The following is a 22,582-nucleotide window of genomic DNA, read 5'->3' as shown; positions in this document are numbered from 1 at the left end:
GAGGAACTCGTTTCCTCAACATTCTTCTGAAACATGATTCGCAACTGAAGCCGCATCGGAGTATAATCGAACTATTTTGCGTAATTATAAGGCCCATTAATGAATGCTTCGTTGTATGAGATAGCTAATTTAGTTCAAGGTGTTGTTGTTGGTGATGAAAAAATTATTATTACCTCTCTCGCCCCGATCAATAATATTACTGCTGGCTCGCTGGTTTTTGCAGATAGTGGTGATAATTTCCAACTCGCTGAAAAATCAGATGCAGCAGCCATTTTAGTTAATAGCCAATATAATAGTGAAAACAAAGCTCTTATACGCGTATCGCATCCTTTTAAAGCCTTTATTCAATTATTAAATCATTTCCATCCTCCGAGAAAGGCAACCCCTGGTGTACATCCTACAGCGGTGATTGCGCAAGATGTCGCCCTCGGTAAAAACGTCTCTATCGGTCCTTATGTAACCATCGAAGCAGGATCTGTCATTGGGGATAACACGGTTATTAAAGGGCATGTCAATATTGGCTACGACGTAATCATCGGTAGCGATACCACCATACACCCGCATGTAACCATTTATCACCAATGTCAAATTGGCTCCCGTGTGTCCATTCATGCCTCCACAGTGATTGGTTCAGATGGATTTGGTTATACTTTTACTGACGGTCAGCATTTGAAAGTACCTCACATAGGTCGGGTAATTATTGAAGACGATGTTGAAATTGGTGCAAATACAGTGATCGATCGAGCCACCTTAGACGCAACGGTTATTGGGGCAGGGACGAAAATTGACAACCTGGTACAAATAGCACACTCAGTGAAGCTAGGCCAACATAATATTCTTTGTGCCTTTACTGGTATAGCAGGAAGTTCAACCAGTGGTAGCCATGTCATTTTTGCAGCTAACGTGGGTGTCAGTGATCATGTCCGGATTGATGATGGGGTGATTCTAGGTGCACGCGCTGGTGTACCTCCCAAAAAACATTTAAAGCAAGGCAATATCTATTTAGGAAATCCAGCTCGTCCTAAAGATAAAGCAATTGAACAGGAGCTCTCTGTCACTCGTATTCCTATAATGCGCAAAAACTTGAAAGGATTGGGTGAAAAAGTTGCAGAATTGAACGCACGTCTGGATCAGTACGAGGCTCAAGAATAATGACTGCACCCTTAATTTTGGTAGATGGCTCTTCTTATTTCTTTCGCGCCTTTCACGCATTACCGCCACTTACCAATTCTAAAGGGCAACCTACTGGCGCCATCTATGGTGTTGCCAATATGGTTAAACGATTAATCAAAGACTATCAGCCTCAGCAAATCGCGGTTGTCTTTGATGCTAAAGGTAAAACCTTCAGGGATGAATGGTACCCGGATTATAAAGCTCACCGCCCCCCCATGCCCCAGGAGTTACACGATCAATTTAAACCCATGATTGATGTGCTACAAGCGATGGGTTTACCCTTATTGATTATCGAAGGCGTTGAAGCAGATGATGTGATTGGCACTCTCGCTCACCGAGCCGTCGAACAAAGTCTCGACGTCTTGATTTCAACTGGTGATAAAGATATGGCTCAATTAGTTAATGAGCGGGTCACTCTTATCAACACTATGAGCAATCAACTGCTGAATATAGATGGTGTCAAAGAGAAATTTGGTGTCAGTCCACAGCAGATTATTGATTATCTAACTTTAATTGGCGACAGTGTAGATAACGTACCAGGGGTCACGAAGTGTGGTCCTAAAACGGCAGCCAAATGGTTACAGGAATACGAAACACTGGATAATCTAATTGATGCAGCAGATAAAATTAGCGGCAAAATTGGAGAGTATTTACGCTCAAGTCTTCATTATTTACCGCTATCTAAAAAACTTGTCACTATTAAAACAGATGTGGAATTGCCATTAACGCTCTCCGATCTCAGCCCTAAAACAGCGGATAGAGAACGATTAATTGCCCTTGTCAAAGAGTTGGAATTTAAAACCTGGTTAAAAGAACTTTTGGAGCAGGAAGAGCGCTTACAACAATCCAGTCCGACGACACCCACCATACAAAGACAACAAGCTGCCTTTAGTGTCATCACCACTGAAATGCAATTTAATGAATTACTTTGTCAATTAGAGGCTTGTGATCTGTTTTGTGTTGATACTGAAACAACGAGTCTCGACTCGCTGGATGCAGAAATTGTCGGTATAGCCATAAGCATTACTGAAAACAACCCGGTCTATATTCCTTTGACACACAACGATGGTAGTGAGCAGTTATCTCGTGACTCGGTACTAAACCGCTTAAAACCAATTCTTGAAAATCCAGCTATAGGTAAACTTGGTCAAAATTTAAAATACGATTATAACGTCTTTAAAAACCATGGTATTAGCCTGCAAGGTATTGTTTTCGACACTATGCTGGAGTCTTATGTATTAAACAGCAGCGCAGGGCGGCACGATATGGACTCCCTGGCGTTAAAATATTTAGGACATAAGACCATCAGTTTTGAGGACATTGCAGGCAAAGGTGCAAAGCAGCTACGCTTTGATCAAATCCCTGTTAGCAAAGCAGCCCCCTATGCTGCAGAAGATGCTGATGTCACTTTAAAATTGCATAACACACTCTATCCCATGCTCGATGAACGATTGAAAACCGTGTTACATGACATTGAGATACCTTTACTTACTGTGCTTGCCAATATGGAATACGGTGGAGTTCTTATCGATTTGGAGACTTTGGCAAAACATGGCCATCGCCTTAAAGAACGCATCATTTTGCTGGAACAAGAAGCCATACAATTAGCGGGTAGACCTTTTAATCTAAATTCTCCCAAACAATTGCAAGAAATTCTTTTTGATGAATTAAAGCTACCGGCTCTGGCTAAAACCCCCACCGGACAGCCATCCACTGCAGAAGCAATCCTGCAAGAACTCGCCTTTGACTATCGCCTGCCAGCAGTTATTCTTGAATACCGTAGCTTAAGCAAACTGGTATCTACTTACATTGATGCCTTGCCTAAACGTGTTAATCCCAAAACAGGGCGGGTACATACCTGTTATAATCAGGCAGTGGCAGCAACTGGACGTCTGTCTTCCAGCGAACCTAATTTACAAAATATCCCTATACGAAACGAAGAAGGGCGCCTAATTCGCAAAGCGTTTATCGCGCCACCTAATCATGTCTTATTGGCAGCGGATTATTCACAAATTGAATTACGCATCATGGCGCATCTCTCGCAAGATGAAAATCTGCTTAAAGCGTTTGCCAGTGGTTGGGACATTCATGCGGCTACTGCCAGTGAAATTTTTCAGGTTGATTTGGCTGAGGTCACTAGCGAACAACGTCGCCGTGCCAAAGCGATCAATTTCGGCTTGATCTACGGCATGTCGGCTTTTGGCCTCGCTAAGCAACTGGGGATTGAACGCCAGGACGCTCAATATTACATTGATGTTTATTTCACCCGCTATCCCGGCGTACTTGCCTACATGGAGCGCACCCGCAAGCAAGCTCATCAACAGGGTTATGTCGAAACGCTGTTTGGCCGCCGCCTCTATCTGCCGGAGATTAATGCACGCAACTTAATGCGGCAAAAAGCCGCCGAGCGCACTGCAATCAATGCTCCTATGCAAGGTACAGCGGCAGATATCATAAAAAAAGCGATGCTTGCAATTGCTAATTGGCAAAACTCCTCGGGAAAACCACCTGTAAGAATGATGATGCAAGTGCATGATGAACTTGTTTTCGAGATTCACGAATCTGCTATTGATTATGCCACGCAAACCATTCGGGAGTTGATGGAACATACCGTGCAACTATCGGTACCGTTAATCGTTTCGATTGGAGTCGGCCATGATTGGGATGAAGCGCACTAAACAAAAGCACCACAAAGTGAAAATTCATCTCTTTGGGTTATGCCAGGCCAAGCAACAGCAATTAAGCGTGGAGTATTTCTACCCTTTCACTGTGTTGCAGGGGTTCAAAGGAATCCGAGGCAGCACGCAATAAATACGACAAAGACATGCGGATACGCTCATAATTGACCACTTTAGGCCAATAAGTATACTCGTTAAAAGGCTTGTTATATTGTTTGAAGATTTCAGCAAAAGCATGTCGCATGGTCTCACAATCTGACCAAGCTATCACAGGAAGATGGGGATTGGTTTGCCATAGCGCATCAACCAGCGCAGGACCATTACATTTTAGCCCATCGCCAGCCCTTAAATGACCATCCACAATCACCAAAGCAGGGGTATTGTGCCTAAGATCATTGAGGGCACTAAGACTATCTCCTACTACAGTGACTTGCGCTTGCTGAAAAACACTTTCAAGCAAACGCGTTAGGCAAAACGCATTAAAAGCACCATCCTCGACAATTAATACACGCATCGCATACTCCCTTTTCAGATAAAGGAAGTATATCGAGTATAACTTAAGAAAAAATTAAGAATAAGCGGGTTAAAAAGCCCGGATACAACGTACCTGCATCAGAGAATCCTTCAAAGGAAAACTCTGGCTACCATTCGTAAAACTCTGGGCCCAGGCGTCGCTTGCCGAACTCTCGGTAGAACTCCAATAACTATTAGTGGTAAAGCCGCCAACGGCAGCTCTTTGTAAATAAAGTTGATTAAGCTCAAATCTTGAAGGGAGATACCAGTCCGCATAACACGTGGCGCCAGCAGCACCCGGATCAGCGCAAGCGCTAGTGCCATCGGCCTGAATGGCATAATTATAACACACTCGGGCTGCGAAAATATTATTGCCATCCGGAACCTGCAGAGCCATAATCTGCCCCGTATTAGGCCTTCCACCATAGATCCCGTCACTAATGGCCCTGGTCAGTACATCAGTACTATTTCGCCACGTGACCGTTCCTCCTCCTTCATTATCCGCACTGGCAGCAATTAACCCATGCTGACCGGAGGAATCGACCCAGAACACGACGCCCCCCATCGTCTGCTGGCCTACAGCATAAGTAACGGGGCCATCAATCCATTGCGTATCGTAATTAAGATTGGTCACTTTTGCCAGCAACTGTCCTGTAGTCCCTCCCGCAGGAATACCCACACCACTTGAACCTTGTGGACCCTGCGGACCTTGAGGGCCAGGTGTTCCGGAAATACTGGCAATTTGCGACTCAAGCTGACTGACAGCTTGCTGAATTTTTTGATCAACGTACTGTGTTGAAGCAGGGTTTGCTCCATAGACTGCCGTTGTAAGACTCACCGCTGAAACAATACCAATACCCACCATTGTTAGTTTTTTATTCATCACAATCCCTATGATTTGTATGGATTAAACTCTCACTGAACAACCAAGCAATACCCCCTGTTGTATCGGAATATTAGCGACCTGACCTGTCTGCTGAAGTGCATTAACACGAAAATGGGGGTTACTGCCAAAAATTCCCTGATACAATAAACTCAAACTGGTGCACTCACTGATTGAATAAGCCAAACCCGCCTGGACTTCCCCAGCCAATTGCGACTTGTCGTTAATACTGTCGCGATTGTTAAATTGCCAGCGACGATAGGCAACGCCTCCTTTGAGTTGGCCAAAAAGCGCCCTTGTATCCCACAGGGGGGCTTCTAATGTGGCGAGTAAATCAAGGACAGGTTTAACCGTCGATTGAATCGGAAGACCGCCAAGTTCATTTAGCGTAGCCTGGGAAAGACCAAGGCGCATGTCATTGCCATTTTGTATGCCTATTTCCAAACCCACGATCCATTGCTTATAAATCAGCAAATCTCGGCCAAGAGCAAATCGGCCTATCCCCGTTTGACCATCGGCTTTGTACATATTTTGGTAATCCGTTTACCCCAGACTTCCTGTTATTGACCAAGGCCTTAGTTCCCGCTTGCCAGACATTGCAACCTCATTCATGCCGCCTGCCAACGACGACATGGATAATAGTGATCCAGCTATCAAAAGAAAGATAGAGAAAACTGACCTAACTGCCCTGCTAACAATAGTTTGCAATAAAATTTTGGTAAAGTTCATAACCCTGTATTCCCTTTTATTCCTTTCCTAACAGTTGATAACTTCTTGTGATTGACTCAAATCGTTCAAGTCTGTTTCATCCAATGATCTTGACGCCATTTTCGCTGGCAACCAAAACCTTATCCGCCAGTCGTTTAGCAAACAAACCATTTTCCACGACACCGGGAATACAATTGATTGTGTCTTCTAACCGCCTTGCATCAGTAATTTCCAGGTTATAAACATCAAGAATAATGTTGCCATGGTCAGAAATGAAACCTTCACGATATTCCGGATCCCCCCCTAATTTAACAATTTCACGCGCAACATAACTGCGTGCCATCGGTAACACTTCGACAGCCAGAGGAAAAGAACCTAAATGCTTTACCAGTTTTGATTCATCAACGATGCAAATGAATTGACGCGCTACCGTAGCAACAATTTTTTCGCCGGTCAGTGCGCCACCTCCCCCCTTAATCATTTCGTACCTTTCGTTCACTTCATCAGCCCCATCGACGTAAAGGGGTAAATCGCTTGCTGAATTTAAATCGATAACGGGAATACCAGCGGCACGTAACCGACTCTCGGTTGCCTTTGAACTAGCCACACAAGCGTCGATTCGATGTTTGATGGTTGCCAGCTCATTAATGAAGTAATTGACTGTTGAGCCGGTACCCACTCCGATTATCATATTATCATCCACATAAGCTAATGCAGCCTTTGCAGCTTGTGCTTTCAATGTATTCATTTATTACACTCAACAAAAATTGATTGGAAATCGTATTGGTCTTTTGCTGCGAGCATACACGAGGATATCTGGTCCGTGAAGACGATCAATTATTCCGCTTCAAGCTCCAATTCCTGACAAAATTTAATGACCACTGAATTGTGTTAGTAAAGTCCTGGTACCCCACCTGACATTTCGCTAGCTTGAGTCGAAAAGGGTTGATTTCCTGCGCCTCGCTGCTCATTTACTCTCATGTAAACTGTGCTGCGATGCTCGTAAATCAACCCTTTTCGACCAAGATAGTAGAGATGTCAACAGGCCCTGGTCTTTATTGACTAACAGTCGGTGGAGCCATACCGCTGGGAGGTGTACTGGTTGTTGCTGCTGGCGTAGTTGTCGATGTTGCTGTGGTCGGCGCGATAGTAGGGACAGTAGGTGGTTCAATAGGAACACTGGCGTTGGTAGTGGTTGATTGAGTAGCTGGTGTTACAGACGCTTTCCCTGTTGAAGTAGAACCACTAGTAGACGTTGTATATTGAGTCGATTGCGACTGCGATTGTGATCTATTCGCCCTGCCATAACCGGCCCCTGCATGATGGCCTGGCTCGTAGGAGCGCTGGGAAGAATCGCTAAAAAGTTCTTCGATACCCTGGCATCCGGTTAATAGTAAGGGAGCTGTACATAATACAGCGACAGTCAGATTCGCAAAAGAAACAATTTTTTTCATGCTGTCATCCTTGAAATTGAGTGATTTAACATCTGTTTAGCCATTCTAGCTGCTGCAAGCCCACTTGTAAAATCAACCTGCAATTTACCACCAAACAAGAAAACGGCAGGTAAAAATAGAACAAACATGGAGCACACGAGTATTCGCATGGACACAGCAATTCTCCCGCTGGCAGAGTTCCCGATGAAGTCCAATGTAAATAGTAGGCATAGAGGTGGGCAAGCCTTAGGCTCTGTCGTATACTGAATGATAAATCATTACAAGGACTACCTATGATTTATCAAAACATTCTCGCCACGATAGGACATACGCCTGTGGTAAAAATTAATCGACTGGGCGCCAAACTTGCCTGTGAACTTTATGCTAAATGTGAATTTCTTAATCCAGGCGGCTCCGTTAAAGACCGTATCGGTTATGAAATGGTAAAGAACGCAGAGCGTGAAGGGCGAATCAAACCAGGCGATACGTTAATTGAACCCACTTCAGGCAATACAGGTATTGGGATCGCTCTGGCAGGTGCAGTCATGGGTTATAACGTGGTTATTACCATGCCCAACAAAATGAGTCAGGAGAAACAATCTGTTTTAGAGCGCCTGGGAGCCACCATTTATCGTACTCGTACTGAAGCAGCATGGAATGACCCCGATAGCCATATTTCACTTGCCAAAGACTTACAACGTCAAATTCCTAATTCACATATCCTTGATCAATATGCCAATCCAGATAACCCCAATGCGCATTATCAGGGTACTGCTCAGGAAATCATTGACGATTTTGGTAAGGATTTGCATATGGTAGTCGCCGGTGTAGGTACCGGAGGAACGATAACAGGGATTGCCAGAAGACTAAAAGAATATAACCCTGCAATTAAAATTGTGGGTATCGATCCTGTTGGCTCTATTCTGGGTGGTGGTGACGAAATTAAGCCTTACCACGTGGAAGGAATAGGGTATGATTTCTTTCCTGATGTGCTAGACAACCGCTTAATTGATACCTACGTTAAAACAAATGATGCCGATTCGTTTCGAGTGGCAAGAGAATTGATTCGTGAAGAGGGATTATTAGTTGGCGGCTCTTCCGGCGCTGCCATGTGGGGTGCATTGCAAGCGGCAAGTTCTCTTCGCGAAGGACAAAAATGTCTGGTTATTTTGCCGGACTCCATCCGCAATTACATGTCTAAACATGCCAATGATGAGTGGATGAAAGAACAGGGTTTCCTTTAAGGGCCATTTAAAAAAACGGCCACACAAGGTGGCCGTTTCAATTTCATACACTTTTATTTAAGTGCCGGCATAGCTACTCTAAAATCGTCATCGTGTTCAATCTTGGCAAAGACCACCCCTGGATCCAACTGGCCAATACTGATTGCCCGGGCAATGGCATGTACCAGCTCTTTAACGACTTGCTTATCATGGCTATCAGAACCCAACCTGACTGCTTTGATTTTCGCTCCAGGTTTCGCACTCTCAAGGCTTCGAAAAAGCGTTGATTCCCGTGTTCAAGACCTACATATTTTACCCGGCCCTGCAAATAATCACTCTTTGCCATGCCTTTAACATAAATCTCAAGCAATTCTTCTTTGGTCACTTCACCTGCAATTACACTTGCAGTGAGTTGATTGACAGTATTTTCAAATTCCTCCAGCAAACGCTGATCTTCTGCTGCAATTTTAGCCAGAATTTCAGACAAAGGAGGATCCTGAACAGTTTGAGTGACAGGTTGTAATGGTCCCATATTCTTTTGTTGCTCACTAATATTCATAAAGCGAGCTGGCTGACTTACGCGGGGTATATAATGTCCATTCTGTAACTGCATTACAACCTCTGCTGTGTTATCAGAAGAAGCATTATATTGCAGGCGCATAGGCAACTCTTTATTCTTTGTCACCACATGTACTTCGATAGGCAATTTCAGAGCATTAGCCAATGCTGCAATAGCACTCTCATCAATCCAGGTTGTTTCCTGGCGCATCCGTTCTGGCGTTGCTTCCTTATCTTCATTGGCATGCTGATCATTATCCTCGAAAGAAGCAAAGGCCCCGCGATATTTCTCTGGATGTGCACATAATTCATCAACCGCGATCTGGCGTAAAACATAAGCCAATCGACGAGTACATTCCGCTATCGCTAGAGGGCTTCTAGTCATACTTTCCAAGCGATCTCTTGCCGTACGGCCAAAAGGCTGTGGATGAGGAAAATATTCGAAGTAACGCGCAAGCAGTCTTTCAAGAATCTGTTGATTATCAACATTTCTCTTAAATAAATAATCATCAATTAGACAAGCTGCAATCGACCTAAAACCACAATCGCCAGTTCCACCCACATTGACAAAAGCTGGCTCTGAAGAGGTTTTGACAATGGGCTTTGCAACACTGCCAAGTTGGCGCGTAAAAAAGCCTGGTGTCGATGTAACAGACAAAGTAGGCACAATGTTCTCCACGCTAGAGTTATGATTCCATTCTAATCAATTAAGGTTAAGGGAATATTAACATTAAATTTACAATAGAATGCACGAATCATGCCCATTAAGATCTTATTAATGGCAATTAGTGCTGATAAAGTTCTTTATTTCCTGAGTAAAATAGGGGCTCCATAAATCATTATGGCCTCTATCAGCAATGCTCACTAAATGCTTGGGCTGATTTGCCTGTTCGAAAAGGATCAATCCTTGCTCATAGGGAATAATGCGATCTTGCTTACCATGCAGGATCAATAGAGGGGCGTGGATAGTTTGAATACGCGCCAGAGAATCGTATTTATCCCACGGTGATATCAAAAGCCAAGGGTAGTGAAATCGTGCGACTGCTGACATTGACGTGTAGGGTGATTGTAAAATCAGCGCGCAAATGGGGAACTCCGTAGCCAGTTCAGTTGCCACGCCAGTGCCCAATGATTCCCCATAGAATATCAATTGGCTGTTTCTAACTCCTTGATTTAGCAGAAATTGAACGGCTGCACGGCCATCCTGATAGAGCCCTTGTTCTGTGGGTTGGCCATGATTACCTCCATAGCCCCGATATTCCAGTAACAATACACCAAAACCGCTCGCTAGAAATTGCCGCACGAAAGGCATTCGGTGGCCAATATGCCCTGCATTACCATGTAGAAATAGCAAGGTAGGTTGCCCTGAGGCGGCGGGTTTGTACCAAGCGTTTAAGCTTAATGCATCCACTGTATGTAGCGTGATTTGCTGCATATCATCTGCCTGGTAGGCATGGCGCTCAGGCTGTTCCCTTGCTGGAAAGTAGATCAAATTCCTCTGCCAATAATAAATAATTAGCAGCGCAATAAGAAAAACGAAGAGAATAGTAATGATCACGTGTTTAAGCATCGGAAAACCGTTTTAAGCACATACAGGCGGATAAGCGAAAAAAGCATAAAATAGACCATTTCACTCTAATAAAGTTATACACTGTATTAAGGGAACGAATGGGAGAGGGTATGACGCCTCAAAACACACCGATACTTCACAGGCCAGGGACTACCTAATTTAATATGTTACTTGCATCCCTTATTGTGATTTGCTCTCTTTTTTTATTTTTGCCCCTCTGGCGACGGCAAATTAAATTACAACGCTGGCGAAAAAGCTTGAGCCTTAATAAGCACTACAAGGTTTATCGACAATTGTATGCAAATGTCGATGGTTTTGCCTTATCTAAAGTAGAAAGGACCAAGCAAGATGCACCGGAATATGTCTATGGAGAAATAGACTTTGAATCCTTTATCGCACTGCTATCCTTAGGCAAACCAGGGCCATCCACTGTCTTCTATGATTTGGGCAGTGGTGTAGGGAAGGCAGTATTGGCTTGCATCATGGTGTTTGACGTAAAAAAAAGCTGTGGCATTGAGCTTTTTTCATCGTTACACCACTGTGCTCAACAGCAACAGCAACGCCTAACATGCATTCGAGACTATGAAACCAAGGCTAACCGCATTAAATTCATACAGGGTAACTTTCTAGAAACCAGTGTTGCCGATGCCAATCTTATTTTTATTAATGCCACCGCTTTTTTTGGCGAAACCTGGTTGGCCATTAGTCAACTTGTTGAGCAAATTCAACCAGGAGCCCTGGTCATTACTACCAGTAAAACACTCCGTTCGGATTTGTTTACCTTAGAGACAGTAACCCAGGTAAAAATGAGCTGGGGCATTGTTAAAGCCTATATCCAACAACGCCAAGATCAAGCGTCAGCCGGGCAGGACTGGCAAAAATCAAGGTAAACTAATGTTTTCCCTAGTTGCAAAAGGTAAATTATTTAATAAGATGGATAACAATGCGTTACTATTTAGAATATTATTACAGTTAGTTGATAACATTGAATAATTTCTTTTCGCGTCTATACTTAAATAGAATAAAGAAAGTCGGCACCTGTTGTGTCTTGGTACTGACACCCTAACAACGCGGCTAACCGAGGTGGGTATGATTAAATCGCAACTCATTGCAAACCTTGCTGCAAAAATGACACATCTTCCTGAAAAACAGGTTACTGATGGTATTAACCGAATTCTTGAGTTAATGAGTGAAGCGCTTGTTGATGGCAAACGCATTGAAATCCGGGGCTTTGGCAGCTTCTCACTACATTATCGTCCACCACGCAATGCCCATAATCCTAAAACAGGCGAAAAGGTAGTTACTGAGGCGAAATATAGTCCTCATTTCAAGCCCGGAAAAGAGCTTAGAGAGCGGGTTGACGCATCACGAGGCCATATCCCGCTCAAAGACACCGACGACTAACCGCCGTATGGAATCAGGTGCGCGGTAACGTAACGCCAGTCTGCCCTTGATATTTTCCACCTCTGTCGCGGTAAGATACCGCGCAAACTTCATCGGATTCCAGAAAGAGCATCTGCGCCACACCCTCATGAGCATAGATTTTAGCGGGGAGTGGCGTGGTATTGGAAAACTCCAGGGTCACATGACCTTCCCATTCAGGTTCCAACGGTGTGACATTCACAATGATACCGCAACGTGCGTAGGTTGATTTACCTAAACAAATCGTTAATACATTACGCGGGATACGAAAGTATTCTACTGTACGAGCCAAGGCAAAAGAATTGGGAGGAATGATGCAAACATCGGATTTTACGTCTACAAAACTATTCGCATCAAACGCTTTTGGATCAACAATAGCGGAATTAATATTGGTGAATATTTTAAATTCATCCGCGCAACGCACATCATAACCGTAACTGGAAACCCCATAAGAAATGATTCGGCCTTTATCTGTCTCACGCACCTGTCCGCGTTGATAAGGTGAAATCATCCCATGTTCCAATGCCATTTTCTCTATCCAGCGATCTGACTTTATTGACATGTAATGCCCCGTGTATATTTTGCTAACAAAAAGCACTTTCTACCACAAACACATTTGGAGGGGAAGGGGAAAGTCATTTGCGCGGTTTAATAAAAACTGTGCCGTCTGCATTTATTCGCAGGTTCCCCAGTGAGTTCTTCATTTAGAGATAAATTAAGGGTGAGAAAGGTAAATTTATATCGTCTAATGACTGGCAAAATAATTAACAACAATAAATTGTCAAAAAGAAAGTCAATATGTTTTTTATTTTTTCTTTCAAATGAAAAATATTTTTCAAAGATTTAATCAACGAAGGATCTCAAGTATAGTGGTTATTTTAAAATCTATTTACGCATGAAAAGAATTGATGGGATTGATATTACACGGGGCTTGTTAGCTCTATCGGTTGCAATTTATCATTATATTCAGTTTTTAGATCTCAATTATTTAAAACAGTTTCATGGCATTATGACGGCAGGAATAGCAAGCGTCGATGGCTTCTTCGCTATTAGCGGCTTTGCCTTGTTTTACAGTTATCATAAAACAGATTTTAGTAATATCAAGAATGCAGGAACTTATTTTTATAAACGTTTTGCTCGAATAGCCCCCTTATTCTACCTTTGTATGTTGCTTAATACTCTCCAAGCACCAACAATCCTGCTAATTGTTTCTAGTTTATTTCTAGTTGGTTTGGTTGGAGAGAAAAAAGCGCCATCCTTGTTAAAATATCCTTTCCTAATAATCACTTTCATTCTGCTAATACAACTGGTCACTCCTTTAACCAACCCCAGTGAAAAATTAATGAATGCCAATAATTTATCGGACATTCCGCAGCATGAAAAAGCTAAAATTAGAATTATCCCCAAGGAATTATCGCATTAGTTAAATTGAGAAAAAGATCAAGCCGATATAAGAAAAAGATCACAGCCCACAAGAGAAGAATCAGGTACCCTTGTCTCCCAAAGACCTATTGGAGAGAAGGATGCTGAATCGAGATACAGTAAGTTCAGAGCAATTGGGGCATTTAGGACTTGTTGCAGCAACGATTAGAGAATTAGGGATAATAGAGAGAATTGATGCACGCCTTGAGTTAAATGAAAAAAAAGGAGGCGTGGTAAGCTATGGTCGTCGAGTAGCGGCGATGGTTATCAATGGGTTGGGTTTTATGAATAGCCGGTTGTATATGACGCCGCATTTTTTCCAAGATAAGCCTGTGGCTCAACTGCTTGGTTCAGAACTAGACGCGGCACACCTGAATGATGACAGTCTTGGTCGCTGCCTGGATAAAATCGCAGAATACGGTGTGACCAGGCTTTATTCGGAATTGGCTTTTGAGATTGCCCGAGAAAAAAATTTACTAAGCCAGAGACTGCATTTAGACAGTACAAGCTTTGTTCTTTACGGCCGCTATGACACAGAAGAGGCCGCGCCCGGGATTGCGCAACCAGACTACGGATATTCCAAAGCGAATCGCTCTGATCTAAAGCAAGTGATGCTGTCACTAGTACAAGGAGGAGCTGCGAATATCCCCTTATGGATGGAGGCCTTAGATGGGAATAGTAGTGATAAAACAAGTTTCCAAGAGACGGTTAGGAGGGTGCAAGCGTTTACACAAAGTATTCATGGGATGCCTGATGGCCTTTGTTTTGTGGTTGATGCCGCCTTTTATGTTCCAGAGCAGTTGGCAAGCCTCAATAACGTGTTTTGGATAACCCGAGTACCTGCACAGCTTAATGAAGCCAAAGTATTGTTGAACAAGCCTTGTGATGCTCTGACCTGGGAGCCGTTTGATGCAAACTATCGTGGAAGTGTTCATGAAACGGTTCTTTATGGTATTCCACAACGCTGGGTTTTGATTGAGTCGCAACAGGCGAGGTTGCGAGAGCTAAAGACTTTTCAGAGGCATTTGGATAAAAAATCTCAAGAGCTCATTAAATCCTTATGGCATCTTGGTCACCAGGTCTTTCAATGTCCTGACGATGCAAAGCAGGCATTAAAACCGCTCATCAAATCACTCAAATACCACCAAATTCATTATGAGATTCTACCTGTTGAACGCCATACAGGGAAAGGTCGCCCAAAACCTGGAGCTCAAAAAATGGTGATTGGATATCAAATACAAGCCTGTCTTTCTACCTGTCTGGAGAGGGTGGGTGCTAAAAAAGAAACACTGGGACGCTTTATTTTGGCCAGTAATCAATGTGATAGCTCGCTATTGAATAATCATGCCATGCTTCAACAATATAAAGAGCAATCCTGTGTCGAATCAAGCTTTAAATTCATGAAAAACAATGCCTTCGAACTGGACTCTTTCTTCCTTAAAACACCTGAGCGAATTACAGCCTTGATGATGGTAATGACGCTTTGTCTCATGGTGTACAATTTTGCTCAAGCTCACATCAGGCAATGCTTAAAGGAGCATGATGAAGCACTTCCCAATCAGCTGGGTAAGCCAGTACAAAATCCCACAATGAAATGGATTGCTGAGCTGATGAACGTGATAGCTGTTGTAACCATCCTGACAAACGATCAAAAACATCGTGTGGTAACTAATCTAAAACCAGTACATCAACAAATCATTTCTTATTTTGGTCAGTATGCTCTTGAAATCTATGGACTTGCCGCAGAATCTGCGCGTGGCACAGGCTTCTCCTGCCTGGCTATTGAACAGAATAATTATAAAAATCGTTTATCTTGGTGCGAAACGTAGGTAGATCATTTCTGAGTTACCACATCAAATACATTTGACTGATTTTAATATTTCGACTATTCTAGAATTATGGACATAAAAAAATCTATAAAAATATTTGATACCCTTTCGCAAGAAACTCGTTTGCAAGTGTTTCGATTACTTGTTCAGGCGGGACCGGAAGGGTTATCAGCAAGTGCAATTGGTGATGAGTTAGGTATTTTACACAATACCTTGTCATTTCATCTAAGCCATTTGTCTCATGCTGGAATTGTAACCTCCTGCCGAAAAGGGCGTTATGTTTTTTATTCAGCAAATTTTGAATTAATGCGGGATTTTATTGCCTTTCTTGTTCAGGATTGTTGTAGCAAACAACAAGTCAAAATTCAACAACCCGATACCAAAAATTGTCTCGTTATTGAATTAAATAGTTGTTGTCCTTCTACTAAGGAGTAGATCATGAAACGTTTTCATATTCATATTGGTGTTAGCAACCTTGATGACAGCGTCCGTTTCTATAATGCTTTGTTTGGAGCTGAGCCTGTCAAAGTGAAATCGGATTATGCCAAATGGATGTTGGAAGATCCTCGCATCAATTTTGCAATTTCAACTCGTTCTGGCACGCATGGGATGGAGCACTTGGGTATTCAAGTAGATAATGCTGTTGAGTTAGCGGAATTAAGAAAACAATTTTCAGAAGCCAATATTTCTACGCATAGTGATGGTGAAACAAGCTGTTGTTACGCCAAATCAGAGAAGTCATGGGTCAATGATCCAAATGGAATCGCATGGGAAGCTTATCATACCATGCAGGATGTACAATTTTTTTCTGGTGAAAAAGCAGCGGAAAGCTCTTGTTGCATACCAGAAAAAAACACAACGGCTTCTTGCTGTGATACCAAGTCAAAAACAACTGGATGCTGTAGCTGATGAATACTAAGCCAATTAGATTATTATTTCTCTGTACGGGTAATTCTTGTCGATCTATTATGGCCGAAGCTATAACCAATCATTACTCCAATGGCCGCTATCTAGCCTTTAGCGCAGGTAGTTTCCCTGCTGGAAACGTACATCTCAAAGCAATTGAAACACTTATCCGTCAAGGTATAAAACCAGAAGCACCTCGTAGTAAATCCTGGAATGAATTTAAATCAGAGTCTATTGATTTAGTGATTACTGTCTGTGACCAAGCAGCTAGCGAAAGTTGCCCCACTTTCCCTGGTCACCCGAAGAAACTCCATTGGAGTATTCCTGATCCTGCTAAAGCAGAAGGTTCTGAAATAGAAATTAATACCGCATTTCAGGAGGTATTTAATCAACTGAAACAACGGATAGAAGAAGAGTTGCTATCATGAGCTACTACAATTCATGACTGATTTGATCAAAGCAGGCACGGATGTCTCCCTCAAAAATCCATCTTGCTGAATTTCTTTTTGCCAGCATTTTGAAACATTGCTCTATGGCGTCATGTGTCGACCGCTTCGGTCTAAAACCGTAGGCGTTCGGATCAGCTCTTTCTTCAGCAATCGGGGTAAGGGCAGCATGCCATAAGGCTTGCATCCCTCTGTCCTTAATTGTTGGAATTGAGAGTGGTCTCAGCTTTCCTGATTTTTTAGGGATATATATTCGTCTTAGTGGTAAAGGTTTGTACCCTCTATTTCTAAGTTCGAATATCGCATTCATCTTTTGACCATGTGTTCTCAGAACCACACCGTCGACACCAGGTGTTTTTCCACCGGTGCTGCTAGTCACTCGTTTGATGGCAATGCATCTACCATAAAATGAGGTCGTTAGAAGTCGTTGCAGAGCTTTAACTTTACCACGACGTCCTTCTCTTTCTGCCTTAGCGATACGTGTTTGGAGTCGAAATACGTGTGCCTTTGCCTTTAGCCAAGGAATTGAATGCCAAGTGCATGGGGGCTTCGTTGAAGAGGCACCAACATTGTTGCATGTTGTCATTTGCGTTTCTTCATTATTTTGATTCTTCAAATTATCTCACCAGTTTGGACCAGTCCGAAGTGGGCGCATTTTCATGCCGTGTAATCACACACTATCTGGCTCATTACAAACCAACATTTGCTTTTTCAGACCTCCTTTGCCTGCATGACCATAGTGCGTCTTACGACGAACCTTCCCCGCAGGGAGCCATACAGGTTTACCACGTTCCGCCATTAAAGCGTATGAACTTAGCCGCCCGCTATAGACCGAGAAGTTATTTGGCTACGAGGAAGTTTACCCCCAGCTCCCTCCAACTTCTGTATCATGGAAACAGCCGCTTTCCATGGTCTCGCCTCTGTCGATCTTTCTGCACGGGTTCAGATATCTTCGGCATATTCACTACCTTGCGCTTCCCCGGATTACGGCTTCCAGAAGGATTATTCACTTGCGTTTCAAATCCCGCACCTACGTGCTTCGCTACGTTGTCCGATCCGCTCTTTATTCAGGATCGTAGGTTCATCCAGTAGCATGGATGGCGGTATCAGAGTACCGCAGCTCTAGTTGGCGACTTCGTGTCGCACGGGGTGTGACAAGCAATGGAACGAAAAGGCACTCTAAGCATTTTGTTCATCGCATTTAAAATAGTTAGTACCTAATTTAGGTAAAAGCTGATCTTAAAAAAATGGTTCTTCTACGTTCCAAAATAGAATTGAAGCACCTAAGTATTCTTTCGAAAAAGAATAGAAATAAGAAAAATTGTAGAGATCACCGGTATTTGGGTTTTTATAAGGGTAATCAGGTTATTGGATAGCTATAGTTGTTAATATTCTACCTTTAAATTTATGAAAAAAAGGATAGCTATTTCTCATTTGAGAATCTTTATAAGGCACGAAATCTGGACCACCTAAGCCAATGTGGTGATTCATTGCGAAAGCAAATAGCCTACTCATATAATGATGGTCATTGTTCCATTGTTCCATTGTTCCATTGTTCCATTGTTCCATTGTTCCATTGTTCCATTGTTCCATTGTTCCATTGTTCCATTCTCCTGAAAAAAATTGACATACTGGATGACACTACTTTTTTGAAAAGCTTTTTTTAGGTAGCTAATATTATCAATTACTAAATAAAAATATTTATCTGATGTGAAGTCTTTAGGCATATGGTCAGGGTCAAAATCAGCCGATGTTTCTGGTAGGTTTATACCGTCAATTTTCTCATCAAAATGAGAAGCTAATTTTTGTATTAATAATTGAAACCGAGCTTTGACAGCAGGATCTCATGTTCGTGCTATCCATCCTGTAGTAATAGGTTTTCCTTCCCCAGGAAAATCATATTGAATTTCCACTCCGCCATGATATATGTCTTCATTGCGGATATAGTCAGGAACGTTAAATACATCTGGCGTAAATGATCGGTCTTATATTTGGATAAAGAGTTTTTTATGCGCTTTATTAAGAAATTCTAAGTCATTTTCAATTCTTGAAAAATCACAAATGTCTTTTTATGTTCTAATTGTTCCAAGAGTAAATTATTTGTTTTTTTACGGTGTATTTGAATTTTACGATGGCAAGATTGACCTCAATACTTGCCTCGGTTTCAGAAGTATCTAAGTGTTCTGGGACAACCAAAATCAGAAATTAAATCCCCTGTTTTTGCATAAGCTCGTGGTATTTTGGTGAATTTTGAGGGGTTTGTAGTATCGCTTTAATCCTGCGTGATATTTCTCTAACTTTTGTAAAAGTATCTATGATGGCTAAAGTCGTTTCTGTTGCTTTCTGGCTTTTTAATATGGTGGCCAGCATATATAAGCCTTTTTCAGTAAAGGCCTTAGGGTTGGCTGTGGAATGCTTTAATTTTGTGAACTGGTCGAAATTTTCGACCAGTTCATTTTTTTCCTGGCTATTAAGCTCTATTAAGTAGTCATTGGGGAATTTATCAGGATTGTTTTTTACCGCTTCATTAACTCGCTTGGTTTCAACATTATATAATTCAGCAACATCACTGTCGATAATGACATGCTTGTTGCGAATCTCAATGATTTTTTCCTCAACAACAAACTCATTTATATTTATACTTAATCCGCGGTTATTAACTAATACGGCATTATATGATTAGTAAAATTGTATTCCCAGAGAAATTGTCATGAACTGTAAATTAAATTTTTTACATCTTCTGGAGATGTGGTATTGTTTGAGGTAGATAAGACTTTAAATCCTTGCTGCTTATGTTATTGGTGATGGCAAAGCTGAAACAGGACCGACAGTCACAGCCTGGCATCTGAATAAATTCATTGATCCGGCGACTAATGGCGCTGTTCTACCCATTTTTCAACTAAACGGATACAAAATATCTGGCCCAACTATTTTTGGCCGAATGAGCAATAAAGAATTAAACTCATTCTTTTATGGATATGGTTATTAGCTAGCTGTTCACTTTGATACTCATTCGGCATAGTTTTCATTTTATTATCAGGTTCACGTCAAAGGCGATCCTTTAAAAACAGAACAATACAAGCAAAATACATTGCTAAATTCCTTTATTTTTTAAATGGAAGTAGGGCATGACCCTATTGATAATAGGACACACAGTCACAAAATAATTTCAAAAGTTTTTATGCAATATTGTTTCAACTCAAAATAAAACTTATAAAGAGACTACCATAAATATGATTATGGCAACTGTCTGTTATGTCGGAAGATGGTTGCATAAACAAAGACCATTTCTAGCAGGCGACCCTTTAGTTCAAGTCAAAGACTTACAAACTGATGTTTCTGATTGGAATGGTCTTACCTTATGTCAGGTAATGCGATTAAAATCAGCGGATGAACAGTTTATGCATAAAAATCAAACCCCTTAAAATGCTATGAACTAGGAAGAGGCGACGGTTTTAATCTAATAATAAACACATAATGCGTCAATTGTGAATGATAATCTATTTTGCTATTTCCACTGCCATTGTTCGATTTCATCGGGATCAACACCATATTTTTTAATATAGACACGGTGCTCTATGAGCTTATTATCATATTTCTTATTAAGTCTTGCACTATCCTGTTGAGAAATAACTTTTTGTTCTGCCATAAGGGTGAACACTTCTTTGGCAAGATGCCATCGACTGGTTCTATTTCTAATGTGCATATCAAAAGGAGTTGTTGTAGAGCCATTCTCAACGTAACCGTGAATGTAAAACCTACTGGTGTCGCTCATCGTAAATAATAACTGTTGCAGGACAGAAGGGTAACCGTGAAAATTAAAAATGACGGGCTTATTTTCTGTGAAATAGTCATTAAAATTATCTTTCGAAAAAGAGCAATTAGAATTTCCAAAGCCCAAAGCGGAAAGCTCAAGAATATTTACAAAACGAATCTTAATGGAGGGTATGTCCTCCTTAACCAGAGTAATGGCTGCAAGTGCTTCTTTGGTTAAATAGTCCCCCGCTGCTGCAAGGACAATATCTGGGTTAAGGTCGCTTGCGAAATCCCAAATCATCAGCCCCTGCCCAAGTTCTTTTTTTGCTAATTCTGGCGTTAGCCAGCGGGGTTCTAAGGTTTTACCTGCAACAATCACGTTGACTGCATTACAGGAGGTAAGGCAACGTTCCAAAACCACCAGCATAGTAGTGGCATCCGGTGGAAAAAATGCACGCGTAAAACACCCGTGTTTTTGTAGAAGATTTGATATAAAACCAGGATTTTGATGTGAAAAGCCGTTATGTTCTTGTCGCCATCCGGATGAAGTTAAAATATAATTCAAAGAGGGAATGTCTCCTCGCCAGGGAATGTTGCGGGCAATTTGTAAAAACTTCATGTATTGATCTGTCATGCTGGAGACGATTTGAATAAAAGCTTCATAAGAGGCAAAAATCGCATGACGACCGGTTAACACATATCCTTGCATGAGTCCCTGAAGAGCATGCTCACTTAACATTTCAATGACTCGTCCATCTGAGCTTATATCTTTATCCCATGCTTTTTTCAATTGTACATTGGCGCGCTGGGTTGTTTCAAAAATTTTATCGAGTTTATTAGAGTAGGTTTCATCGGGCGAGAAGAGACGAAAATTACGAAGGGTTGAATTGAGCTGACACAGCTCATTTAAATAAATTCCCGTACATCGCATACTGCTTGAACCTATTGTTCCTGGAATGGTTGCGTCTTCTGCGATGTGTTCGATGGTAGGAAGCTTAAGCGCTTTTGCCTCCAAAGGCATGTCTGCTATTACCCATGCATAACTTACTATCAGGAACGAGAGCGCGAATGTGTTCGTTAAATCCATTTTCTTTATTAAACAGGGTTTCAAAATGATAAGAACGAAGCCATTGCTCTAGAAGGCGTAGCTCTAGGCGATCTGTTTTGGCTTGTGTGACGACTACCTGATGAGAAAGGCAATTGCCTTCAATCTTTTGTCCATGGAGGGTTTTAATTCCTGTCCAGCCCTTTAAGGTTTTTAAGATTATCATTGGAAATCGTGGTGGTGTTTTTGTGTTGTTCTGGCGAGCTGATTCTTGGATGGCTCGAATGGTTTGATAACACTGATCAAGCGCATCCATCATTTTTTGATGAATGGCTTGACCTTCAACAATAAATGGCTGATAGCCGTAGCCATAAAAGAGAGATTTCAATTCTTTATTGCTCATTCGACCAAAAAGAGTTGGGCCAGAGATTTTGTATCCATTTAGGTGAAGAATAGGAAGAACGGCACCATTAGTCGCAGGATCAATGAATTTATTCAGATGCCAGGCTGTGGCTGTTGGTCCAGTTTCAGCTTCCCCATCGCCAATAACACAAGCAACAATCAGTTCTGGATTATCCAGCGCCGCCCCGAAGGCCGTAGAAAGAGAATAACCTAATTCACCACCTTCTAAAATAACTCCTGACTTGGAAAGCCGCCATACGGCCAGCTGAAGTTTTTAATGAGATAGCTAATTCCTTGTTCGGTATGAGACGCTTTAGGATAATATTTATTGAGGTTCCCTCAATAAATAGGTTGGCTTGCAAGGCGGCATAACCATGTCCCGGACCCAGTATAAAAAGCATGGGTGATTGCTGTTTTTTAATCAGGTAGTTGAGGTGTGCATAGATAAAATTTATACCAGGACAAGTGCCCCAATGACCCAATAAGCGTGGTTTGATGTCAGCAAAGGTTAGTGGTTGTTCCAGTAAGCGATTGTTCATTAAATAAATTTGCGCGGCAGAGAGGTAATTGGCTGCCCGCATATACTGCTTTATGGATTCAATGGCGTCCTCCATC

The 22,582-nt window shown here is 42.0% G+C and carries 26 protein-coding genes; 12 read left to right on the top strand and 14 right to left on the bottom strand.

The window, feature by feature from the left end:
* The first annotated feature begins 99 nt into the window (after positions 1-99).
* Together lpxD and polA are read left to right on the top strand one after the other, a co-directional pair.
* Complete coding sequence (gene lpxD / locus DYC89_RS14285; protein ID WP_115222390.1) at positions 100-1,152, top strand: UDP-3-O-(3-hydroxymyristoyl)glucosamine N-acyltransferase; 1,053 nt, start codon at positions 100-102, stop codon at positions 1,150-1,152.
* Complete coding sequence (gene polA, locus DYC89_RS14280; RefSeq protein WP_115222389.1) at positions 1,152-3,851, top strand: DNA polymerase I; 2,700 nt, start codon at positions 1,152-1,154, stop codon at positions 3,849-3,851. Before lpxD ends, polA begins: the two co-directional genes overlap by 1 nt.
* Positions 3,852-3,912: 61 nt before the next feature.
* Here the strand turns inward: polA and DYC89_RS14275 are convergent, their stop codons facing one another.
* The 5 genes from DYC89_RS14275 to DYC89_RS14255 all read right to left on the bottom strand — a co-directional run bounded on the left by DYC89_RS14275 (position 3,913) and on the right by DYC89_RS14255 (position 7,409).
* The gene (locus DYC89_RS14275) at positions 3,913-4,365 is read right to left on the bottom strand and encodes a response regulator (RefSeq protein ID WP_115222388.1); all 453 of its coding nucleotides are present in this window, start codon (positions 4,363-4,365) and stop codon (positions 3,913-3,915) included.
* Between the two features lie 69 nt (positions 4,366-4,434).
* Positions 4,435-5,247 carry a DUF1566 domain-containing protein gene (locus tag DYC89_RS14270; RefSeq protein WP_115222387.1) on the bottom strand — a complete coding sequence of 271 codons (813 nt, stop codon included), beginning with the start codon at positions 5,245-5,247 and terminating at the stop codon, positions 4,435-4,437.
* Positions 5,248-5,271: 24 nt separating this feature from the next.
* The gene (locus DYC89_RS14265) at positions 5,272-5,775 is read right to left on the bottom strand and encodes a hypothetical protein (protein ID WP_115222386.1); all 504 of its coding nucleotides are present in this window, start codon (positions 5,773-5,775) and stop codon (positions 5,272-5,274) included.
* A gap of 277 nt (positions 5,776-6,052) precedes the next feature.
* Complete coding sequence (gene rpiA, locus DYC89_RS14260; protein ID WP_115222385.1) at positions 6,053-6,703, bottom strand: ribose-5-phosphate isomerase RpiA; 651 nt, start codon at positions 6,701-6,703, stop codon at positions 6,053-6,055.
* A 307-nt stretch (positions 6,704-7,010) separates the two neighbouring features.
* The gene (locus DYC89_RS14255) at positions 7,011-7,409 is read right to left on the bottom strand and encodes a hypothetical protein (RefSeq protein WP_115222384.1); all 399 of its coding nucleotides are present in this window, start codon (positions 7,407-7,409) and stop codon (positions 7,011-7,013) included.
* A 272-nt stretch (positions 7,410-7,681) separates the two neighbouring features.
* On the opposite strand from DYC89_RS14255, the gene DYC89_RS14250 reads away from it, so the two are divergent.
* Positions 7,682-8,632: a pyridoxal-phosphate dependent enzyme gene (locus DYC89_RS14250; protein WP_115222383.1), complete on the top strand. Its 951-nt coding sequence runs from the start codon at positions 7,682-7,684 to the stop codon at positions 8,630-8,632.
* A gap of 73 nt (positions 8,633-8,705) precedes the next feature.
* On the opposite strand, the gene DYC89_RS14245 is transcribed toward DYC89_RS14250, so the two are convergent.
* On the bottom strand, positions 8,706-9,836 hold the full coding sequence (locus tag DYC89_RS14245) for an OTU domain-containing protein (RefSeq protein WP_115222382.1): 1,131 nt from the start codon (positions 9,834-9,836) through the stop codon (positions 8,706-8,708).
* A gap of 108 nt (positions 9,837-9,944) precedes the next feature.
* Positions 9,945-10,739 (bottom strand): alpha/beta hydrolase, encoded by a 795-nt coding sequence (locus DYC89_RS14240; RefSeq protein ID WP_115222381.1) that lies wholly within the window; start codon positions 10,737-10,739, stop codon positions 9,945-9,947.
* Between the two features lie 164 nt (positions 10,740-10,903).
* On the opposite strand from DYC89_RS14240, the gene DYC89_RS14235 reads away from it, so the two are divergent.
* A complete protein-coding gene (locus DYC89_RS14235) occupies positions 10,904-11,629 on the top strand; it encodes a hypothetical protein (protein WP_115222380.1) in 726 nt (241 codons plus the stop codon).
* Between the two features lie 151 nt (positions 11,630-11,780).
* Entirely contained in the window at positions 11,781-12,143 is a 363-nt protein-coding gene (locus DYC89_RS14230) for an integration host factor subunit beta (RefSeq protein WP_162262677.1), read from the top strand.
* A gap of 13 nt (positions 12,144-12,156) precedes the next feature.
* Here DYC89_RS14230 and dcd read toward each other — a convergent pair whose 3' ends face one another.
* Positions 12,157-12,723, bottom strand: coding sequence for a dCTP deaminase (gene dcd, locus DYC89_RS14225; RefSeq protein ID WP_058445856.1), 567 nt, complete (start codon positions 12,721-12,723; stop codon positions 12,157-12,159).
* Positions 12,724-13,056: 333 nt separating this feature from the next.
* On the opposite strand from dcd, the gene DYC89_RS14220 reads away from it, so the two are divergent.
* From DYC89_RS14220 to DYC89_RS14200, 5 genes are all read left to right on the top strand, one after another.
* Positions 13,057-13,584, top strand: coding sequence for an acyltransferase family protein (locus DYC89_RS14220; protein WP_115222379.1), 528 nt, complete (start codon positions 13,057-13,059; stop codon positions 13,582-13,584).
* A gap of 100 nt (positions 13,585-13,684) precedes the next feature.
* Entirely contained in the window at positions 13,685-15,412 is a 1,728-nt protein-coding gene (locus DYC89_RS14215) for an IS1634 family transposase (RefSeq protein ID WP_115220201.1), read from the top strand.
* 69 nt (positions 15,413-15,481) lie between these two features.
* A complete protein-coding gene (locus tag DYC89_RS14210) occupies positions 15,482-15,847 on the top strand; it encodes an ArsR/SmtB family transcription factor (RefSeq protein ID WP_115222378.1) in 366 nt (121 codons plus the stop codon).
* Between the two features lie 3 nt (positions 15,848-15,850).
* A complete protein-coding gene (locus tag DYC89_RS14205) occupies positions 15,851-16,321 on the top strand; it encodes an ArsI/CadI family heavy metal resistance metalloenzyme (protein ID WP_115222377.1) in 471 nt (156 codons plus the stop codon).
* Positions 16,321-16,746: an arsenate reductase ArsC gene (locus DYC89_RS14200; protein WP_115222376.1), complete on the top strand. Its 426-nt coding sequence runs from the start codon at positions 16,321-16,323 to the stop codon at positions 16,744-16,746. Before DYC89_RS14205 ends, DYC89_RS14200 begins: the two co-directional genes overlap by 1 nt.
* A gap of 4 nt (positions 16,747-16,750) precedes the next feature.
* On the opposite strand, the gene DYC89_RS14195 is transcribed toward DYC89_RS14200, so the two are convergent.
* The 3 genes from DYC89_RS14195 to DYC89_RS16865 form a co-directional block, all read right to left on the bottom strand.
* Complete coding sequence (locus DYC89_RS14195) at positions 16,751-17,350, bottom strand: reverse transcriptase N-terminal domain-containing protein (RefSeq protein ID WP_115222375.1); 600 nt, start codon at positions 17,348-17,350, stop codon at positions 16,751-16,753.
* A gap of 779 nt (positions 17,351-18,129) precedes the next feature.
* Complete coding sequence (locus DYC89_RS16635) at positions 18,130-18,357, bottom strand: hypothetical protein (protein WP_220271778.1); 228 nt, start codon at positions 18,355-18,357, stop codon at positions 18,130-18,132.
* Positions 18,358-18,969: 612 nt separating this feature from the next.
* Positions 18,970-19,368 (bottom strand): ORF6N domain-containing protein, encoded by a 399-nt coding sequence (locus DYC89_RS16865; RefSeq protein WP_342767885.1) that lies wholly within the window; start codon positions 19,366-19,368, stop codon positions 18,970-18,972.
* A gap of 175 nt (positions 19,369-19,543) precedes the next feature.
* Here DYC89_RS16865 and DYC89_RS16965 point away from each other — a divergent pair, with 175 nt between their 5' ends.
* Both DYC89_RS16965 and DYC89_RS14175 read left to right on the top strand, forming a co-directional pair.
* A complete protein-coding gene (locus DYC89_RS16965) occupies positions 19,544-19,753 on the top strand; it encodes a hypothetical protein (protein ID WP_115222782.1) in 210 nt (69 codons plus the stop codon).
* A gap of 244 nt (positions 19,754-19,997) precedes the next feature.
* Positions 19,998-20,189: a hypothetical protein gene (locus DYC89_RS14175; RefSeq protein ID WP_181879414.1), complete on the top strand. Its 192-nt coding sequence runs from the start codon at positions 19,998-20,000 to the stop codon at positions 20,187-20,189.
* Between the two features lie 83 nt (positions 20,190-20,272).
* On the opposite strand, the gene DYC89_RS14170 is transcribed toward DYC89_RS14175, so the two are convergent.
* Genes DYC89_RS14170 through DYC89_RS16860 form a run of 3 tightly spaced genes read right to left on the bottom strand, consistent with a single transcriptional unit; the run spans position 20,273 to position 22,581 of the window.
* A complete protein-coding gene (locus tag DYC89_RS14170; protein ID WP_181879413.1) occupies positions 20,273-21,541 on the bottom strand; it encodes a hypothetical protein in 1,269 nt (422 codons plus the stop codon).
* Entirely contained in the window at positions 21,516-22,199 is a 684-nt protein-coding gene (locus DYC89_RS14165; protein ID WP_281271389.1) for a hypothetical protein, read from the bottom strand. The genes DYC89_RS14170 and DYC89_RS14165 overlap by 26 nt, the downstream gene beginning before the upstream one ends.
* Positions 22,183-22,581, bottom strand: a complete 399-nt coding sequence (locus DYC89_RS16860) for a hypothetical protein (RefSeq protein ID WP_115222372.1) — start codon at positions 22,579-22,581, stop codon at positions 22,183-22,185. Before DYC89_RS16860 ends, DYC89_RS14165 begins: the two co-directional genes overlap by 17 nt.
* Position 22,582 lies beyond the last annotated feature (1 nt).

The organism is Legionella donaldsonii (assembly GCF_900452385.1).
In the GTDB taxonomy this organism is placed as follows: Bacteria; Pseudomonadota; Gammaproteobacteria; order Legionellales; family Legionellaceae; genus Tatlockia; species Tatlockia donaldsonii.
Note: the sequence above shows the minus strand (reverse complement) of the source record. Positions and strands in the feature narration are given on the sequence as shown.

Bases quoted from the DNA above. Each gene is read 5' to 3' on its own strand.
- DYC89_RS14205 (WP_115222377.1), top strand. From the start codon at position 15,851: ATGAAACGTTTTCATATTCATATTGGTGTTAGCAACCTTGATGACAGC.
- DYC89_RS14235 (WP_115222380.1), top strand. From the start codon at position 10,904: ATGTTACTTGCATCCCTTATTGTGATTTGCTCTCTTTTTTTATTTTTG.
- DYC89_RS14195 (WP_115222375.1), bottom strand. From the start codon at position 17,350: ATGACAACATGCAACAATGTTGGTGCCTCTTCAACGAAGCCCCCATGC.
- DYC89_RS14175 (WP_181879414.1), top strand. From the start codon at position 19,998: ATGATTATGGCAACTGTCTGTTATGTCGGAAGATGGTTGCATAAACAA.
- DYC89_RS14255 (WP_115222384.1), bottom strand. From the start codon at position 7,409: ATGAAAAAAATTGTTTCTTTTGCGAATCTGACTGTCGCTGTATTATGT.
- polA (WP_115222389.1), top strand. From the start codon at position 1,152: ATGACTGCACCCTTAATTTTGGTAGATGGCTCTTCTTATTTCTTTCGC.
- DYC89_RS14250 (WP_115222383.1), top strand. From the start codon at position 7,682: ATGATTTATCAAAACATTCTCGCCACGATAGGACATACGCCTGTGGTA.
- DYC89_RS14265 (WP_115222386.1), bottom strand. From the start codon at position 5,775: ATGTACAAAGCCGATGGTCAAACGGGGATAGGCCGATTTGCTCTTGGC.
- lpxD (WP_115222390.1), top strand. From the start codon at position 100: ATGAATGCTTCGTTGTATGAGATAGCTAATTTAGTTCAAGGTGTTGTT.
- rpiA (WP_115222385.1), bottom strand. From the start codon at position 6,703: ATGAATACATTGAAAGCACAAGCTGCAAAGGCTGCATTAGCTTATGTG.
- DYC89_RS16635 (WP_220271778.1), bottom strand. From the start codon at position 18,357: ATGGAACAATGGAACAATGGAACAATGGAACAATGGAACAATGGAACA.
- DYC89_RS14170 (WP_181879413.1), bottom strand. From the start codon at position 21,541: ATGCCTTTGGAGGCAAAAGCGCTTAAGCTTCCTACCATCGAACACATC.
- DYC89_RS14210 (WP_115222378.1), top strand. From the start codon at position 15,482: ATGGACATAAAAAAATCTATAAAAATATTTGATACCCTTTCGCAAGAA.
- DYC89_RS14240 (WP_115222381.1), bottom strand. From the start codon at position 10,739: ATGCTTAAACACGTGATCATTACTATTCTCTTCGTTTTTCTTATTGCG.
- DYC89_RS14275 (WP_115222388.1), bottom strand. From the start codon at position 4,365: ATGCGTGTATTAATTGTCGAGGATGGTGCTTTTAATGCGTTTTGCCTA.
- DYC89_RS14215 (WP_115220201.1), top strand. From the start codon at position 13,685: ATGCTGAATCGAGATACAGTAAGTTCAGAGCAATTGGGGCATTTAGGA.
- DYC89_RS14200 (WP_115222376.1), top strand. From the start codon at position 16,321: ATGAATACTAAGCCAATTAGATTATTATTTCTCTGTACGGGTAATTCT.
- DYC89_RS16860 (WP_115222372.1), bottom strand. From the start codon at position 22,581: ATGGAGGACGCCATTGAATCCATAAAGCAGTATATGCGGGCAGCCAAT.
- DYC89_RS14270 (WP_115222387.1), bottom strand. From the start codon at position 5,247: ATGAATAAAAAACTAACAATGGTGGGTATTGGTATTGTTTCAGCGGTG.
- DYC89_RS14220 (WP_115222379.1), top strand. From the start codon at position 13,057: ATGAAAAGAATTGATGGGATTGATATTACACGGGGCTTGTTAGCTCTA.
- dcd (WP_058445856.1), bottom strand. From the start codon at position 12,723: ATGTCAATAAAGTCAGATCGCTGGATAGAGAAAATGGCATTGGAACAT.